Genomic DNA, 17,452 nt, shown 5'->3' with positions numbered 1-17,452 from the left:
CATGCAGCTCACCGTATGGACCTATGAAGGCCCTCCCCATGTCGGCGCGATGCGCGTTGCCACGGGCATGGAGCAATTGCACTACGTGCTGCATGCTCCGCAGGGCGACACCTACGCCGATCTGTTGTTCACGATGATCGAGCGCCGCAACAAGCGGCCGCCGGTGACCTACACGACGTTCGCGGCGCGCGATCTCGGCAAGGACACCGCCGAGCTTTTCATGACCGCGGCCCGCAATGCCTATGCGCGGTTCAAGCCGCAGGCGATGATCGTCGGTGCTTCGTGCACCGGCTCGCTGATCCAGGACGATCCGGGCGGGCTCGCCAAGTCGCTCGGTTTTTCGATCCCGGTGATCCCGATCGATCTGCCGGCCTATCAGCGCAAGGAAAACTGGGGCGCGTCGGAGACGTTCTATCAGCTCGTGCGTGCGATCGCCGGTCCGAAGGCGCCGGCGCCCGGCACCAAGCGGCCCGAGCGTGCGCCAGGCGAGCGCGCCAAGTGCAATCTGCTGGGGCCGACTGCGCTCGGCTTTCGTCATCGCGACGACGTCACCGAAATCACCAGGCTGCTCGGCCAGCTCGGCATCGACGTCAATGTGGTGGCGCCGATGGGGGCGACGCCGGTCGATCTGACCCGGCTCGGCGAGGCCGATTTCAACGTCGTGCTGTATCCGGAGGTCGCTTCGCAGGCCGCCTCCTGGCTGCAGCGGATCTTCCATCAGCCGTTCACCAAGACCGTTCCGATCGGCGTCTCGGCGACGCGCGAATTCGTGCGCGAAGTCGCCGGCCTCGCTGGCGTCGATCCGGAGCCGGTGCTGGCGGCGGCCTCGACCCGGCTGCCGTGGTACTCGCATTCGGTCGACTCGACCTATCTCACCAACAAGCGCGTCTTCATCTTCGGTGATGCCACCCATGCGATCGCCTCGGCGCGGATCGCATCGGAAGAGCTCGGCTTCAAGGTGGTCGGGCTCGGCACCTACAGCCGCGAATTCGGCCGCGACGTCCGCGAGGCGGCGGCGAAATACGGCGTCGAGGCGCTGATCACCGACGATTATCTGGAAGTCGAGGCCAAGGTCGCCGAACTGCATCCCGAGCTGGTGCTCGGCACCCAGATGGAGCGCCACATCGCCAAGCGCCTCGGCGTGCCTTGCGCGGTGATCTCGGCGCCGGTGCACGTTCAGGATTTCCCCGCGCGCTACGCGCCGCAGATGGGATTCGAAGGCGCCAATGTGATCTTCGACACCTGGGTCCATCCGCTGATGATGGGCCTCGAAGAGCATCTTCTGGCGATGTTCAAGGACGATTTCGAATTCAAGGACGGCGCGCTGCCGTCGCATCTCGGCACTGGCCACGCACCCGCTTCCGCGCCTGCAGCGGCGGAGGTCGCGGTTGCGCTGCCGCAAAGCGCGCCGGTTCTCGACGGTGCAGCATCTCAACCGGTCCCGGTCGCAACCGCTCCTTCGGGAGCTGTGTGGGCGCCGGAAGCCGAAAAGGAACTGCTGAAGATACCGTTCTTCGTCCGCGGCAAGGCTCGACGAAATACCGAGCGCTTCGCCAACGAAAATGGTGTCGCAACCATTACTGTCGAGACCTTGTACGATGCCAAAGCGCACTTCGCCCGCTGACAAGACCCCGGTTCGGGTCGTCATCGTCACGCTGGACAGCCATTTGTCCGGTGCCGCCGCACGTGCTCGCAACGTGTTGCGGAAGGATTATCCCGGACTCGAGCTGACGGTGCACTCCGCCGACGAGTGGGGCAGCGATGGCAACGCCTTGCAGCGCTGCCTCGCCGACATCGCCACCGGCGACATCATCATCGCCACCATGCTGTTCATGGACGATCACGTCCGTGCGGTGATGCCGGCGCTGCAGGCGCGCCGCACCGAATGCGACGCGATCGTGTGCTGCATGTCGGCGGCCGAAGTGGTGAAGCTCACCCATATCGGCAAGTTCGACATGAGCGCCGAAGCGCTCGGCATGATCAACTGGCTGAAGAAGCTGCGCGGCAAGAAGCACGAAGGCTCGGCCGGCAAGGGCGAGATGAAGATGCTGCGGCAGCTGCCGAAGCTGCTGCGCTTCGTGCCCGGCACCGCGCAGGACATGCGCGCCTACTTCCTGACGCTGCAGTACTGGCTGGCCGGCTGCGAGCAGAACATCGCCAATATGGTGCGTCTGCTGATCGACCGTTACGCCAATGGCCCGCGCAAGGGGCTGCGCGGCGTCGCCAAGGTCGAACCGCCGGTCGAATATCCGGACATCGGCGTGTACCACCCGAAGATGAAGGGGCGGATCGCCGAGACGGTCGACAAGCTTCCGACGGGCCCGGCCGAGGCCAAGGGTACGGTTGGCGTGCTGCTGCTGCGCTCCTATCTGCTCGCCGGCAACGCCGGTCACTACGACGGCATGCTGGAGTCGTTCGAGGCCAAGGGACTGCACGTCATCCCGGTGTTCGCATCGGGGCTGGATCAGCGTCCGGCAATCGAGAAATTCTTCATCAAGAACGGCCGCCCGGTCGTCGACGCGGTGGTGTCGCTCACCGGCTTCTCGTTGGTCGGCGGTCCCGCCTACAACGACTCCAAGGCGGCCGAGGACATCCTCACCGCGCTAGACGTGCCGTATCTGTCGGCGCACCCGGTCGAGTTCCAGACGCTGGAGCAGTGGGCCACGTCGGACCGCGGCCTGATGCCGGTGGAAAGCACCATCATGGTGGCGATCCCCGAGCTCGACGGTTGCTCCAATCCGATGGTCTATGGCGGTCGCTCCGACGGCGGCAACGTCGCCTGCCCGGGCTGCGAGAAGTTCTGCAAGTTCGAGCGCAACGAGAGCGGCGGCGACATGCATGTCTGCGCCGAGCGCGCCGAGATGCTGGCGTCGCGTACGGCGCGGCTGATCGCGCTGCGGCGGAGCGAGCGCAAGGACCGCAAGGTCGCTGCGGTACTGTTCAACTTCCCGCCGAACGCCGGCAACACCGGCACCGCGGCATTCCTCGGCGTGTTCGAGTCGCTGTTCAACACGCTGAAGGCGATGAAGGCTGAAGGCTACACCGTCGAGGTGCCCGAAAGCGTCGACGCGTTGCGCGAGGCGATCATCACCGGCAATGCGGCGCGGTTCGGCGCCAATGCCAACGTCCATGCCCGGGTGATGGCCGGCGATCACGTCAAGGCCGAGCGTTACTTGCGCGAGATCGAAGCGCAGTGGGGTCCGGCGCCCGGCAAGCATCAGAGCGACGGTTCGTCGATCTTCATTCTCGGCGAGCGCTTCGGCAACGTGTTCGTCGGCGTGCAGCCTGCGTTCGGCTACGAAGGCGACCCGATGCGGCTGCTGTTCGAGAAGGGCTTCGCGCCGACGCACGCCTTCTCGGCGTTCTATCGCTGGCTGAAGCAGGATTTCGGCGCCCACGCCGTGCTGCATTTCGGCACCCACGGCGCGCTCGAATTCATGCCCGGCAAGCAGACCGGCCTGTCCGGGACCTGCTGGCCGGACCGCATGATCGGCGATCTGCCGAACATGTATCTGTACGCCTCCAACAACCCGTCGGAAGGCGCGATCGCCAAGCGGCGGTCGGCGGCGACGCTGGTCAGCTATTTGACGCCGCCGGTCGCGCATGCCGGTCTGTATCGCGGGCTGCTCGAACTGAAATCCTCGCTCGAGCGCTGGCGCGGCTTGACGCCGGAGGAAGAGACCGAGCGCGAGAATCTGGCGACGCTGGTGCAGGCGCAGGCCGCCGGCCTCGATCTGGTCCCGGCCGAGCCGGCCTGGACCGCCGAGGAGGCAGGGGCGGCCATCGCCAAGCTGGCCGATGCGGTGCTCGAAATGGAGTACGCGCTGATCCCGCACGGCCTCCATGTGGTCGGCAACGTGCCGTCCGAAGAGGAACGGGTCGAGACATTGGAAGCGGTCGCCGATGCGATGCACGGCAAGCGTCCCGACAAGGCGATGCTCGAAGCGCTGGTGCGCGGCGGCCATCCCGAACATCTGTCGGGCAATGGTCCGGAAGCGCAGGCCAATCTCGACATGCTCAAGGAGCTGGCCGGCATCGACAAGCTGCTCGCCGAGGATCACGAACTCGCCGCGATCCTGCGCGCGCTCGACGGCAAGTTCATCCGGCCGGCGCCGGGCGGCGATCTGCTGCGCACGCCGCAGGTGCTGCCGACCGGCCGCAACCTGCACGGCTTCGATCCGTTCCGGATCCCGTCGGCCTACGCGCTGCAGGACGGTGCCAAACAGGCGCAGCGTCTGATCGACAAGCACATCGCCGAAGGCAATCAATTGCCCGAGACGGTCGCGATCGTGCTGTGGGGCACCGACAACCTGAAGAACGAAGGCGCGCCGATCGGCCAGGCGCTGGCGCTGATGGGGGCGCGGCCGCGGTTCGACGGCTACGGCCGTCTCGCCGGTGCCGACCTGATCCCGCTGGAAGAACTCGGCCGACCGCGCATCGACGTGATCATCACGATGTCGGGCATCTTCCGCGACCTGCTGCCGCTGCAGATCAAGCTTCTGGCCGAAGCCGCCTTCATGGCGGCGAGCGCCGAGGAGCCGGCCGAGCAGAACTTCATCCGCAAGCACTCGCTGGCCTATCAGGCCGAGCACAAATGCGACATGGAGACGGCGTCGCTGCGGGTGTTCGGCAATGCCGACGGCGCCTACGGCTCCAACGTCAACCATCTGGTCGAGAACAGCCGCTGGGAAGACGAGGACGAGCTCGCCGACACCTACACCAAGCGCAAGAGCTTCGCCTACGGCCTCAAGGGCCAGCCGGTGCAGCACGCCGACCTGCTCAAGAGCGCGCTGGCCGACGTCGATCTCGCTTATCAGAACCTCGACTCGGTCGAACTCGGCGTCACCACGGTCGATCATTACTTCGACACGCTCGGCGGCATCAGCCGCGCGGTGCGCAAGGCGAAGGGCGGCCAGGCGGCGCCGGTTTATATCGGCGACCAGACCCGCGGCGCCGGCACGGTGCGGACGCTGTCGGAGCAGGTCGCGCTCGAAACTCGCACGCGGATGCTGAATCCGAAGTGGTACGAGGGCATGCTCAAGCATGGCTACGAAGGCGTGCGGCAGATCGAAGAGCACGTGACAAATACTATGGGCTGGTCGGCGACCACGGGCGAAGTCGCCCCGTGGGTGTACAAGCAGCTCACCGAGACCTTCGTGCTCGACCCTGAAATGCGGGCACGCCTCGCCGCGCTCAATCCGGTGGCTTCGGCAAAGGTCGCCCACCGCCTGATCGAAGCGCACGAACGCAACTACTGGTCTCCGGACCCGGAAATGCTCGAGACCCTGCGCAAGGCAGGCGAAGAGCTCGAGGATCGCCTGGAAGGCGTGGGAGTGGCCGCATGAACATCCTGACTGATCCCCTGAAGCTGAAGACCTCTGGCTGCGCCGACCTCAACGCGTCGAAATGCGCCGAGGGCGACGGCGACGGCAGCGTCCAGGTCCAGCTCGACCCCGACGTCAAGATCGGCTCCGCCAAGGTGTTTTCGATCTACGGCAAGGGCGGCATCGGCAAGAGCACGACGTCGTCGAACCTGTCGGTGGCGTTCTCCAAGCTCGGCAAGCGCGTGCTGCAGATCGGCTGCGATCCCAAGCACGACTCCACCTTCACGCTGACCAAGAAGCTGATGCCGACGGTGATCGACGTCTTGGAGTCGGTGAACTTCCACTCCGAGGAGCTGCGCCCCGAAGACTTCGTGTTCGAGGGCTACAACGGCGTGATGTGCGTCGAGGCCGGCGGTCCCCCGGCCGGCACCGGCTGCGGCGGCTACGTCGTCGGCCAGACCGTCAAGCTGCTCAAGGAACACCATCTGCTCGAAGACACCGACGTGGTGATCTTCGACGTGCTCGGCGACGTGGTGTGCGGCGGCTTCGCCTCGCCGCTGCAGCATTCCGAGCGAGCGATGATCGTCGCCGCCAACGACTTCGATTCGATCTTCGCCGCCAACCGCATCGCCGCGGCGATCCAGGCGAAGTCGAAGAACTACAGCGTCCGTCTGGCGGGACTGATTGCCAATCGCAGCCGCGAAACCGACCAGATCGACAAGTTCGGCGAGCGCACCGGTATCAATCGCGTCGCGCATCTGCCGGATCTCGATGTCATCCGGAAGAGCCGTCTCAAAAAGATGACACTTTTTGAGATGGATCACACCGCAGAAATCGAAGCTGTGCAAAATGAGTATCTTCGGCTCGCCACTGAATTGTGGGAGGCGAAGGAACCCCCGGTCCAGGGCAAGCCGCTGAAGGATCGCGACATCTTTGATCTCTTGGGATTTGATTGATGGCGTTGGGCAGCTACATCGAGCGACGCGGCGAGCTTGAAACCTATTTCGACCGCACCGCAGCCGACACCTGGGCCAAGCTGACTTCGGATGCTCCCGTCAGCGGCATTCGCGCCACCGTGCGCGCTGGCCGCGACGAAATGCGGAGCACGCTGCTGTCGTGGCTTCCGGCAGACATGACCGGCACCCGGCTGCTCGACGCCGGTTGCGGCACCGGCGCGCTGTCGATCGAGGCGGCGCGGCGCGGTGCCAAGATCGTTGCGATCGATCTGTCGCCGACGCTGGTGGCGGTGGCGCGTGAGCGTCTGCCGGCCGACATCGATCCGGCCGCGATCGACTTCCGCTCCGGCGATATGCTCGACCCCGAACTCGGCGAATTCGACTTCGTGGTCGCGATGGACTCGCTGATCCACTACCTGCCGCACGACATCTGCCGCATGCTGGCGACGCTCGCCTCGCGCACCCATCAGTCGATGGCGGTGACGTTCGCCCCGAAGACTCCGCTTTTGACGGTGATGCATTTCGTCGGCGGGTTCTTCCCGCGCTCCGACCGCGCGCCGGCGATCGAGCCGATCAGCGAAAAAACACTCCGCAGCCTGGTGGCGGCAGAGCCGCTCTTGGCGCAATGGCAGCCCGGCCGCACCCATCGGGTGTCGTCCGGCTTCTACACCTCGCAGGCCCTGGAGATGGTTCGACGATGAGCCAGCTGGCGGCGACATTGGCGAAAGGCTGGATGCGTCTTGGCACGCGTTTCCTGCCGTTTGCCGACGCGGCGACCAAAGAGCTTCCGCTCGGTCGTCTGCTGCGTCTGTCGCTGTTCCAGGTCTCGGTCGGCGCCTCGGTCGTGCTGCTCAACGGCACGCTCAACCGGGTGATGATCGTCGAGCTCGGTGTGACCACGCTGCTGGTCTCGTTGATGGTGTCGCTGCCGCTGGTGTTCGCGCCGTTCCGCGTGCTGATCGGTTTCAAGTCCGACCATCACCGCTCGGTGCTCGGTTGGCGCCGGGTGCCGTATATCTGGATGGGCACGCTGCTGCAGTTCGGCGGCTTCGCCATCATGCCGTTCGCGCTGCTGGTGCTGTCGGGCGAGGGCGCCTATCCGGCGGTGTACGGCCAGATCGGTGCGGCGCTGGCGTTCCTTTTGGTCGGCGCCGGTCTGCATACGACGCAAACCGCCGGGCTCGCGCTCGCCACTGATATCGCGCCGGAAGATTCCCGGCCGCGGGTGGTGGCGTTTCTCTATGTGATGCTGCTGGTCGGTATGACCGGCAGCGCGCTGATCTTCAGCGAGCTGCTGCGCGACTTCAGCGAGCTTCGTCTGATTCAGGTGATCCAGGGCGTGGCAGTGATGCAGCTGCTGCTCAACATCGTCGCGCTGTGGAAGCAGGAAGCCCGCAATCCGGCGCTGACGTCCGCTTCGCGCCGGCGTCCGCAATTCGCCGAGTCCTGGGCTCAGTTCCGCGATGCCGGCGGTTCGACCCGGATGCTGGTCGCGGTCGCGCTCGGCACCGCCGGGTTCTCGATGCAGGACATTCTGCTGGAGCCCTACGGCGCCCAGGTGCTGCAGCTCACCGTCGGGCAGACCACGGCACTGACCGCGTTCTTCGCGCTCGGCACGCTGGCGGGCTTCGCGCTGGCGGCGCGCACGCTCGGCCGTGCCGGCGATCCGTATCGGCTCGCAGGGCTCGGCGCGATGATCGGCATGTTCGCTTTCGCGGCTGTGGTGATTTCGGCCCCGGCGCAATCGGCGCTGCTGTTCAGGGTCGGCACCGCACTGATCGGTTTCGGCGGCGGCCTGTTCGCGGCCGGCACGCTGACCGCGGCGATGGCGGTGGCGGCGCGCAGCGATTCAGGAATGGCGCTCGGTACGTGGGGCGCAGTGCAGGCCACCGCAGCCGGCGGCGGCATCCTGCTCGGCGGCGGCATTCGCGACGCCGTCGCTTCGCTCGCCAGTGACGGTGCGCTCGGCGCCGTGCTGTCGGGGCCGGCGATCGGTTACTGCTTCGTCTACTACATCGAGATTGCGTTGCTGTTCGCAACGCTCGTTGCCGTTGGTCCGCTCGTGCGCACGACACGAATGGACTACGCGCAGTCGTCAGCCAAATTCGGCCTCGCCGAATTTCCAGGTTAACTAAGAGGAAGGGGTCTGTTCCATGCAACCCGGAGCGTATTTGGACTTAGCACAGGTTACCCTGTACGTATTTTGGATCTTCTTCGCCGGCTTGCTGTTCTATCTCCGCCGGGAAGACAAGCGCGAGGGCTATCCGCTGGTCGCTGATGCGGGCAGTGGCACTCGTCTGGCGAAGGTCGGCGTGCCTGCGCCGCCGGATCCGAAGACCTACCTGCTGCGTGGTGGCGCGACCAAGACCGTGCCGTCGACCAGCAACGACCGCCCGAACGTGGCGCTCGCTCCGTCCGCGCCGTGGCCCGGTGCGCCGTTCGTTCCGACCGGCAATCCGTTCGCCGATGGCGTCGGCCCCGGCTCCTACGCTCAGCGTGCCGACGTGCCGGAACTCGGCCTCGACAACCTGCCGATCATCGCGCCGCTGCGCGCCGCGAAGGGCATGTTCCTCGACCCGCGTGACCCGAACCCGGTCGGTATGCCGGTCGTCGGCTGCGACGGTGTGGTCGGTGGTACGGTGACCGAAGTTTGGGTCGACCGCGCCGAAGTGATCGCCCGCTACCTCGAGGTCGAGGTCGCCAAGACCCGTAAGCGCGTGCTGCTCCCGGTGCCGTTCGCGCTGATCAACGATCCGTTCGGCAAGGTGTCGGTCGACGCGATCCGCGGCGATCAGTTCGCCGGCGTCCCGACCATCGCGAAGGGCGACCAGGTCACCAAGCTCGAAGAAGACAAGATCTGCGCGTACTACGGCGCCGGCACGCTCTACGCCACGCCGCTGCGTTCGGAGTCGCTGGTATGACGGACACCCCCAGCCAGTTTCGTGAGCTTCCATCGCCCTTGCCGGAGGGAGAGCGCGTCATCTGGCAGGGGAAGCCGACCTACAAGGGGTTGGCCATCCGGTCCTTCCACATGCGGGCCGTGGCGATTTATTTCGCTCTGCTGATCGTGTGGAAGGCCTGGTCGCACTGGTCGAACGGCCAGTCGCCGGCGGAAGCATTGACGTCCGCGTCGATGCTTCTGATCCCGGCGGCGGTCGGCCTCGGCCTGCTCGCTCTGCTCGTCTGGCTGTTCCGCCGGGCGAGTTGCTACACCATCACCTCAAAGCGCGTTCTGCTCCAGATGGGCGTGGCGCTGCCGATCACGATCAACATCCCGTTGACCAGGATCGCCAACGCCGACCTCCGCCGTAATCGCGACGGCAGCGGCGATATCCCGTTGCGGATCATCGACGACAAGCGCGCATCCTACGTGCTGCTGTGGCCGCATGTGCGGCCCTGGTACATCAACACTCCGGAGCCGATGCTCAATTCGGTCCCGGACGTCGAAGCCGTCGCTGCCAAGCTGACGGAAGCGGTGAAGGCGCAGACCGAGAGCTCTGCGCTGGCGATCGTAAAATCCACCAACAGCGGCTCAGAAGACGGACCGCTGCCGAGTTCCACCGCAACGGCAATAGCCTAATCGGAGATCGAGATGAGCGAGGCCGCGCACAATCTCAGTGTTCCGAAGGGTGTTTTGATCGCGGCTGCGGCGGTCGTGTTTTTCACGATTGCCGTGGCGGCGACTGCACGCCTGACCGGGGTCGGTCATTCCCGAATGACCCCTCCGGCGATGGTCGAAAGCCTCGACCTGAATTTCGAAGACAGTCCCGACGGGGCAGTGCTGGTGTATCGCACCTCCGATCGCAGCCTGCTCAAATCGCTGCAGCCGGGCCAGTCCGGCTTCGTACGCGTGGTGCTGCACGGTCTGGCGCGCGAGCGCCAGAAAGCCGGCGTCGGCTCGCAGCCGTCGTTCAAGCTCGCCCGCTACGTCAACGGTCAGTACACGCTGACCGATCCGGTCACCGACAAAGTGATCGACCTCAATGCGTTCGGCGCCGACAATCTCCGCGCCTTCTCGCAATTGATGCCTGCCGGTACCGGCACCGACCAAACCACCTCCAATAACGAGAACCTCACCGAGAAAGGCGCTTCGAAATAAGCATGTTCGGACTAGGGAAACGCACGAGCTTCGACGTCCCCTGCACGGTCGAGATCGAACAGACCTCGGAGACCCTGCACGCGCACGTCGTCCTCGACGGCGACATCGAAATCGGACCCGGCGACGAGGTCCTGGTTCATGATGCGCCGACCCACGTCGACTTCGGCGAACGTTTGGTCGTTCGTCGCACCGCAACCGTGGTCCGTGCCGGTCTTCTCGACAAGATCCGTGCGCGGTTCGAAGGCTACCGTGAACTGACCGAACTGTACGAAGTCAGCTTTTCGACCGGGAGGGTTCAATGATTCCAATGGAGGGCGGCGCTCAAGGCGCGCTGCGATCACGACCGGACATCAAGGGCAGCGTCGACAGTCTCAACATCGCCAAGCAGGACACCATCCTGACGCCGCGGTTTTACACCACCGACTACGCGGCGATGGACAAGCTGGACGTCAGCCTGGTGCGGGCCGAATGGACCGCGATGATGAACGAGCTGCGCGCCGACTATAACAAGTCGCACTTCAAGAAGACCGACGAGTTCATCAACGCCGATCTCGACAAGCTGCCGCCGGAGCTGCGCGCGGAGTTCAAGGACTTTCTGGTGTCGTCGCTGACGGCCGAGTTCTCCGGCTGCGTGCTCTACGCCGAGATCAAGAAGCGGATCAAGAATCCCGAGATCCGCGAATTGTTCGGCCTGCTCAGCCGCGACGAAGCTCGCCATGCCGGCTTCATCAACGAGATCCTCAAGGATCACGGCATCGGCGTCGATTTGTCGTTCCTGACCAAGGTCAAGAAGTACACCTACTTCCGACCGAAATTCATCTTCTACGCGACCTATCTGTCGGAGAAGATCGGCTACGCCCGCTACATCACGATCTATCGCCAGATGGAGCGCCATCCGGAGCGCCGCTTCCACCCGATCTTCAAGTGGTTCGAGCGCTGGTGCAACGACGAGTTCCGCCACGGCGAGGCGTTCGCGCTTCTGATGCGTGCCGATCCGTCGCTGCTGTCGGGCGTCAACAAGCTGTGGATCAAGTTCTTCCTGCTCGCGGTGTTCGCCACGATGTACGTCCGCGACCACATGCGGCCGGCGTTCTACGAGGCGCTCGGGGTCGATGCCACCGAGTACGGCATGCAGGTGTTCCGCGTCACCACCGAGATCTCCAAGCAGGTGTTCCCGGTGATGATCAATCTCGACGACCCGCGCTTCCTGAAGAATCTGGAGCGGCTGCGGGTGGTGGCGGAAAAGATCGACCGGAGCCACAGCGAGGGCTTCGTCGGCAAGCTGAAGCGGCCGTTCTACGCCGCCTCCGCCGCGCTAGCGTTCGGCCGGCTGTTCCTGCTGCCGGCCAAGCACAACGAACTGCCGCGCGTCATCGGCTTGCGTCCGGCGTGGTGAGGGGGACGATGTGATGGTCAGCTACCTCGGCCCGCCGATCTTCGCAGCCTTCGTCTGGTGGTTCTCCACCGGTGCGGTGCTGCTGCTGGTCGGCAGCGTCGGCCGCTCTGAACTGCTGCGGGCGGTGTGCGCCGGGGGAATGCTCACCATCGCGCTGTGCGGCCTGTCGGTCACCGCGCACGACGTCAGCGTCGGCGCGGCCTACATGGCGTTCAGCTGCATCATCTTCCTGTGGGGCGCGCAGGAGATCGCGTTCCTGTCGGGCTGGCTCACCGGCCCACGGGCCGAGCCGTGTCCGCCCGGCGCCAAGGGCTTTGTGCGCTTCAGCTACGCGCTGCAGGCGATCCTGTATCACGAGATCTGCCTGCTGGCGTGCGGCGCGGTGGTGCTGGCCGTGACCTTTGGCGCGGAGAATCAGGTCGGGCTGTGGACCTATGCGGCGCTGTGGGTGCTGCGCCAGAGCGCCAAGATCAATCTGTTCCTCGGCGTACCCGTCACCAATGACGAGCTGATGCCGGACGCCGTTCAGTTCCTGAAGACCTATTTCGCACGCAAGCCGGTCAGTGCGTTTTTCCCGATTTCGGTGACGCTGGCGACCGCAGTGCTGGTGGTTATGATCCAGCGCATTGTGGAAGTCGCCGATACGCCGTTTGAAGTGGTCGGACTGACGCTGGTGTCGACGCTGTTTGCGCTCGGTGTCGTCGAGCATTGGTTCATGCTGCTGCCCCTGCCTGCCATCACGTTGTGGAGCTGGGGCATTCGTCCAGGTTTCTCGCCGGAGAACATCGTCATGGAACAGAAACCCTCCGCCACCATCGCTGCTGCGTCCGCGCAGGGCTCTTCGCAGCCGGCTGATTCGCAGGCCACGGTCGAGACGCGTCCCGCGGCGCCGCAGCTTGTCGTCGTCCCCAACGCCCGCGCCGAAGAGGCGCAGCCGAAGGCGCGCCAGGTGTGCGCCCGGCAGCGGCTGGAAGATCAGTTCCGCCAGACGTTCCTGGAGCAGCATCCACGGAGCGGCCTGGCATCGGCACGGGTCGCAGAACCCGCCGCGACGCTCAACGGGAGGACGTCATGAACTACGAAGCCTATTTCAAGCGGCAGATCGAAAGCCTCCATCGCGAGGGTCGTTACCGGGTGTTTGCCGATCTGGAACGCCATGCCGGCTCGTTCCCGCGCGCGACCCATCATCGGCCCGAAGGCACCAACGAAGTCACGGTGTGGTGCTCGAACGATTATCTCGGCATGGGCCAGCACCCAGACGTGCTGAAGGCGATGCACGAGGCGCTGGACTCCTGCGGTGCAGGCGCCGGCGGCACCCGCAACATCGCCGGCACCAACCATTATCACGTCCTGCTCGAGCAGGAGCTGGCGGCGCTGCACGGCAAGGAGGCGGGCCTGCTGTTCGCTTCGGGTTACGTGTCGAACTGGGCAACGCTGTCGACGCTGGCGTCGCGGATGCCCGGCTGCGTGATTCTGTCGGACGAGCTGAACCACGCCTCGATGATCGAAGGCATTCGCCACAGCCGCAGCGAGACCCGGATCTTCGCCCACAATGATCCGCGCGACCTCGAGCGCAAGCTGGCCGATCTCGATCCGCACGCGCCGAAGCTGGTGGCGTTCGAGTCGGTGTATTCGATGGACGGCGACATCGCGCCGATCGCCGAGATCTGCGACGTCGCCGACGCGCACAACGCCATGACCTATCTGGACGAGGTTCACGGCGTCGGCCTGTACGGCCCGAACGGCGGCGGCATCGCCGACCGCGAAGGCCTCAGCCATCGTCTCACCGTGATCGAAGGCACGCTGGCGAAAGCGTTCGGCATCGTCGGCGGCTACATCACCGGCTCGGCGGCGTTGTGCGATTTCGTCCGCAGCTTTGCCTCGGGCTTCATCTTCTCGACCTCGCTGCCGCCCGCGGTTGCCGCCGGTGCGCTGGCCAGCGTTCGTCATGTGCGGTCGAGTTCGGCCGAGCGCGATCGCCACCAGGATCGCGTCGCCCGGCTGCGGATGCGGCTCGATCAGGTCGGCGTCGCCCACATGCGCAATCCGAGCCACATCGTCCCGGTGATGGTCGGCGACGCGGTGTTGTGCAAGCAGATCAGCGACGAGCTGATCAACCGCTACGGCATCTATGTGCAGCCGATCAACTATCCGACCGTGCCGCGCGGCACCGAGCGGCTGCGGATCACGCCGTCGCCGCAGCACTCCGACGCCGACATCGAGCATCTGGTGCAGGCGCTCGCCGAAATCTGGGCACGCGTCGGCCTCGCCAAGGCCGCCTGAGCCCGAACCGTTCGACCCGAGCAAGACTGGCGCGCGCCTCACGGCGCGCGCTTTTGTTTTGTCAGACTCAGCGCTTCAGACTCTGCGCTGCGGCGGTGTCCGCTCCTCAGCCCGGCCCTCTCGCCGCGAAGGGCGGGGAGCGGGAGTGAGCTGTGCTTCGGTCGGCGCCCGAGCCCGCACTGGCTCGGGCGCTCGAGAGTCGCGGTCTCGCGCACGGCCCAACCTCTCGCCGCGAAGGGCGGGGAGAGGTCGGATTGCGCAGCAATCCAGGTGAGGGAGCATTTCTGCATAGCCGAGCTTCGGAAATCTTTCGACGGCGGAAGGCCGGGCTCAGCGGATCAGAACTGCCCGCCCCCTTCAGCCGCGCTTGCCGCGGGGCGAGGGCCGGGTCAGCCGCATTCGGCCATGGGTGCGCGGCAGGAAATGCGGTCCCTCCGCCTTGAGAAAGTCGAGCATCGCCTGCGCCGGCGGCAGCAGCACCTTGTCCTTGCGGCTGACCACGAACCATTGCCGCACGACCGGCAGGCCCTCGACGTCCAGGATCACCAGCCGCCGCTCGTCGAGCTCGGTCGCCACCGTGTGGGCCGAGATGAAGGCGACGCCGAGTCCGGCGATCACCGCCTGCTTGATGGTCTCGTTGCTGCTCATCTCCATGCCGATCGCCGGACTGATCCCGGCGCCGCCGAAGAACTGCTCCATCAGGCTGCGGGTGCCGGAGCCGGGCTCGCGGGTGACGAAGGTCTCGCTCGCCAGTTTGCGCGGATCGATGTGGTCCTTGCGCGCCAGCCGATGTGCGGTCGGCGCGATGATGACGTGCGGATGGTCGCCGATCAGGTGGACGTCGACTTCGAGATCGACCGGTGGCCGCCCCATGATGGCGATGTCGAGCTCGTAGTTGCGCAGCTCGGCGCCGATCTCCTGACGATTGCCGATCGACAGGTGTACGTCGATCTTCGGGTGGCGCTTGAGGAAGCCGGAGATCGCGAACGGCACGAAGTATTTCGCGGTCGACACCGCGCCGATCGAAATCCGGCCCGCGGTCTTGCCGGCGATCATCTCCAGCGATGTCTCGCAAGCCGCAATCGCCGCCTCGATCCGCTCGCTGAGCGCCAGCACCTCGAGCCCGGCATCGGTCAGCCGCATGCCGTCGCTGCTGCGCTGGATCAGTGGCAGGTCGGCGAGTGCCTGCAGATTGCGGAGCTGCAGCGTCACCGCCGGCTGGGTCAGGTTGAGCTTGGCTGCCGCGGCCGTCATGCTGCCGGTTTCGGCCAGCGCCGCGAGCGCGCGCAACTGGCGGATCGAGACCGCCCGGAACTGCCGACTCATATAACAAAAACTTTCGCCGCAACCATCGTGTGCGAAGTTTTATTGAATTCGAACCGGGCGTCAACGCCGCGTGCCGTCGCGTCCGCGGCCTCCCTCCGGCGCGTGCGCTGCGGTGATCGCAGTGCGTCACCTTCGTGCGTCTGCGTGATTGTACCAGGTTTGAATGACAACGCTCATGAGGATGTCGTTCGCCGTCGCCGGCTTCCTCGTAACAGCACGTAGCAATGCGCGAAATGCATCATAGAATTTGAAAGTAACAAGTAACTAATCGGCCTGTGTCGCAGGATTGCTGATAGATTCGATTGTATCATAACGCTCTGTTAGCGTGATGATTGCAGAGTTTTGGGATCTGCTAACCGTGTGCCCCAATGGGCGACGGCGCGCAGGGAGCGTGATTTCAGCGGCGAGGGGGCTCGCGTGAAGAATCGTATCCTGCAAATCGACGACGATCCGGCGATGTTGAAGATCGTCGCGTCGGTGTTGTCGCGCGATCCGTCGCTGGAAACCAAAGGGGTTCTCAGCGGCGACGAAGGTGTCGCAGCGGCGGCCGACTGGTTGCCCGATCTGATTCTCAGCGACGTCTCGATGCCGGGGATGGACGGCTTCGCTGTCCTGGCGCGCCTTCGGGACACGGAGATCACGGCTCACATTCCCGTGGTGTTCACCACCGCGCGGGGCGGAACCGACAATCTCGTCGAATATCTGTCGCGCGGCGCGGTCGGCGTCATCGTCAAGCCGTTCAGGCTCGGCGATCTGGCGAGCCGGGTGCGTGAATATCTCGATGTGGCGGAAGCCGAGATGCTCGATCCATCGCCGCCGCCGGATGTCGGAATCGACGGGCGTCTGCGTGCCGACGCGGCCAGCCTGACGGCAATGCGCGCCGAGGTGGCTGCTGGGTCCGCTTCACCGGTGCTGCGCAACGTGGTGCACAAGCTGGCGGGCGTCGCGGGAATCTACGGCCTGAGCGCGATCAGCGAAGCCGCCGCGCAACTCGACAAGGACATCACACGGGTCACGCGCGAGGGAGAATCTGCGTCTCAGCTTCTGCCGTTGCTCGACGCGCTGCTGGATCTGCTTCGGCAGGAGACCGACGTCGCACGAACGGAACGGTGACGAAACCGATGAGGAGAACGTCATGGATGCGTCCAGCGAGAAGCGGCCGAGAATCCTGATCGCCGACGACGATCCCGCCGTCGTCAAGGTGCTGTCGAGCCGCTGCGAGAAAATGGGCTTCGCGGTCGACACTGCCTGCAATGGCATGCAGATGCTGCTCAAGGCGCGCCGCACCGCGCCGGACCTGATGATCGTCGACGTCAACATGCCCAAGCTGGACGGCCTGACGGCGTCGTTTCATCTGCTCGACCAAGGCGGTCCGGCGTTGGACATTCTGATCGTGACCGGCAGCTCCGACGAAACCACGATCGAGCGCTGCGAATCGATGGGGCTGTTCTACGCCCGCAAGGGCCCCGAGTTTTGGGCCGACCTCAAGGCGGCGCTGATCGAGATCTTCCCGCATCGGGCCGTGGCGATCACCGCGCACAGCGACGCCGTGGCGGACCACCCCGAATTGGTGCCGAACCGGCCGCGCGTGCTGATCGTCGACGACGACGAGCAGGTCGGCACGTTCCTGGCGAGCCGGTTGAACAAGCTCGGGGTCGAGACCGTCTATGCGCCGGATGCGGCACGGGCGTTGCGGCTGGCGGTGCGGCGCAGCCCCAGCGTCGTCGTGACCGACTACTACATGCCTCAAGGCGGCGCGGAGTTCCTGATCACCAGACTGCGCTCGATCCCCGAGACCGCGAACATTCCGGTGCTGGTTCTCAGCGAACGCGACTTCGACAAGGCGTCCGCCGAGGCGCTGACGCGTGAGGTGTTGGGCCACGCCGGCGCCGTCGGAATCTTCAAGAAGTCGTTCGACGTCTCCGAACTGTTTCAGATGATTCAGAATTTCTGCGCGTTCGAGCCGAGCGCGACGATGCCCTCGTGACCGAACTGGATTGCAGGATGCATTCTGCCAAGTCCGATTCGATATGGCGTCCGTCGACTCCGGCGGCAGGCGCGCGTGCGC

15 protein-coding genes are annotated in these 17,452 nt (G+C 65.3%); 14 read left to right on the top strand and 1 reads right to left on the bottom strand.

Going from position 1 to position 17,452, the window contains the following annotated elements; all coding sequences use genetic code 11:
- Nucleotide 1 precedes the first annotated feature (1 nt).
- The 12 genes from bchB to hemA are packed head-to-tail and all read left to right on the top strand — an operon-like array spanning nt 2 to nt 14,058.
- Nucleotides 2-1,624 (top strand): ferredoxin:protochlorophyllide reductase (ATP-dependent) subunit B, encoded by a 1,623-nt coding sequence (gene bchB, locus DNX69_RS03750; RefSeq protein ID WP_110784658.1) that lies wholly within the window; start codon nt 2-4, stop codon nt 1,622-1,624.
- Nucleotides 1,599-5,345, top strand: coding sequence for a magnesium chelatase subunit H (locus DNX69_RS03745; protein ID WP_110784657.1), 3,747 nt, complete (start codon nt 1,599-1,601; stop codon nt 5,343-5,345). Before bchB ends, DNX69_RS03745 begins: the two co-directional genes overlap by 26 nt.
- A complete protein-coding gene (bchL, locus tag DNX69_RS03740) occupies nt 5,342-6,280 on the top strand; it encodes a ferredoxin:protochlorophyllide reductase (ATP-dependent) iron-sulfur ATP-binding protein (protein WP_110784656.1) in 939 nt (312 codons plus the stop codon). Before DNX69_RS03745 ends, bchL begins: the two co-directional genes overlap by 4 nt.
- A complete protein-coding gene (gene bchM / locus DNX69_RS03735; RefSeq protein ID WP_110784655.1) occupies nt 6,280-6,981 on the top strand; it encodes a magnesium protoporphyrin IX methyltransferase in 702 nt (233 codons plus the stop codon). The genes bchL and bchM overlap by 1 nt, the downstream gene beginning before the upstream one ends.
- Nucleotides 6,978-8,411, top strand: coding sequence for a BCD family MFS transporter (locus DNX69_RS03730; protein ID WP_110784654.1), 1,434 nt, complete (start codon nt 6,978-6,980; stop codon nt 8,409-8,411). The genes bchM and DNX69_RS03730 overlap by 4 nt, the downstream gene beginning before the upstream one ends.
- 22 nt (nt 8,412-8,433) lie before the next feature.
- Nucleotides 8,434-9,201, top strand: a complete 768-nt coding sequence (gene puhA, locus DNX69_RS03725) for a photosynthetic reaction center subunit H (protein WP_110784653.1) — start codon at nt 8,434-8,436, stop codon at nt 9,199-9,201.
- Nucleotides 9,198-9,860 (top strand): photosynthetic complex putative assembly protein PuhB, encoded by a 663-nt coding sequence (puhB, locus tag DNX69_RS03720; protein WP_110784652.1) that lies wholly within the window; start codon nt 9,198-9,200, stop codon nt 9,858-9,860. Before puhA ends, puhB begins: the two co-directional genes overlap by 4 nt.
- Nucleotides 9,861-9,872: 12 nt before the next feature.
- Nucleotides 9,873-10,379 (top strand): photosynthetic complex assembly protein PuhC, encoded by a 507-nt coding sequence (gene puhC / locus DNX69_RS03715; RefSeq protein WP_110784651.1) that lies wholly within the window; start codon nt 9,873-9,875, stop codon nt 10,377-10,379.
- A gap of 2 nt (nt 10,380-10,381) precedes the next feature.
- Nucleotides 10,382-10,681 (top strand): hypothetical protein, encoded by a 300-nt coding sequence (locus tag DNX69_RS03710; protein WP_011157110.1) that lies wholly within the window; start codon nt 10,382-10,384, stop codon nt 10,679-10,681.
- Complete coding sequence (gene acsF / locus DNX69_RS03705) at nt 10,678-11,775, top strand: magnesium-protoporphyrin IX monomethyl ester (oxidative) cyclase (protein WP_110784650.1); 1,098 nt, start codon at nt 10,678-10,680, stop codon at nt 11,773-11,775. Before DNX69_RS03710 ends, acsF begins: the two co-directional genes overlap by 4 nt.
- A 13-nt stretch (nt 11,776-11,788) precedes the next feature.
- Nucleotides 11,789-12,850 (top strand): putative photosynthetic complex assembly protein PuhE, encoded by a 1,062-nt coding sequence (gene puhE, locus DNX69_RS03700; RefSeq protein WP_110784649.1) that lies wholly within the window; start codon nt 11,789-11,791, stop codon nt 12,848-12,850.
- The gene (gene hemA / locus DNX69_RS03695; RefSeq protein WP_110784648.1) at nt 12,847-14,058 is read left to right on the top strand and encodes a 5-aminolevulinate synthase; all 1,212 of its coding nucleotides are present in this window, start codon (nt 12,847-12,849) and stop codon (nt 14,056-14,058) included. Before puhE ends, hemA begins: the two co-directional genes overlap by 4 nt.
- 357 nt (nt 14,059-14,415) lie before the next feature.
- On the opposite strand, the gene DNX69_RS03690 is transcribed toward hemA, so the two are convergent.
- Nucleotides 14,416-15,384 carry a LysR family transcriptional regulator gene (locus tag DNX69_RS03690; protein WP_110784647.1) on the bottom strand — a complete coding sequence of 323 codons (969 nt, stop codon included), beginning with the start codon at nt 15,382-15,384 and terminating at the stop codon, nt 14,416-14,418.
- A gap of 417 nt (nt 15,385-15,801) precedes the next feature.
- Here DNX69_RS03690 and DNX69_RS03685 point away from each other — a divergent pair, with 417 nt between their 5' ends.
- Entirely contained in the window at nt 15,802-16,497 is a 696-nt protein-coding gene (locus DNX69_RS03685; RefSeq protein ID WP_110784646.1) for a response regulator, read from the top strand.
- Between the two features lie 22 nt (nt 16,498-16,519).
- Nucleotides 16,520-17,371, top strand: a complete 852-nt coding sequence (locus tag DNX69_RS03680) for a response regulator (RefSeq protein WP_110784645.1) — start codon at nt 16,520-16,522, stop codon at nt 17,369-17,371.
- The last annotated feature ends 81 nt before the right edge of the window (nt 17,372-17,452 follow it).

Origin of the sequence: Rhodopseudomonas palustris (assembly GCF_003226555.1) — a bacterium.
GTDB lineage: Bacteria > Pseudomonadota > Alphaproteobacteria > Rhizobiales > Xanthobacteraceae > Rhodopseudomonas > Rhodopseudomonas palustris_I.
This window is presented reverse-complemented; position numbering and strand designations above follow the sequence as displayed.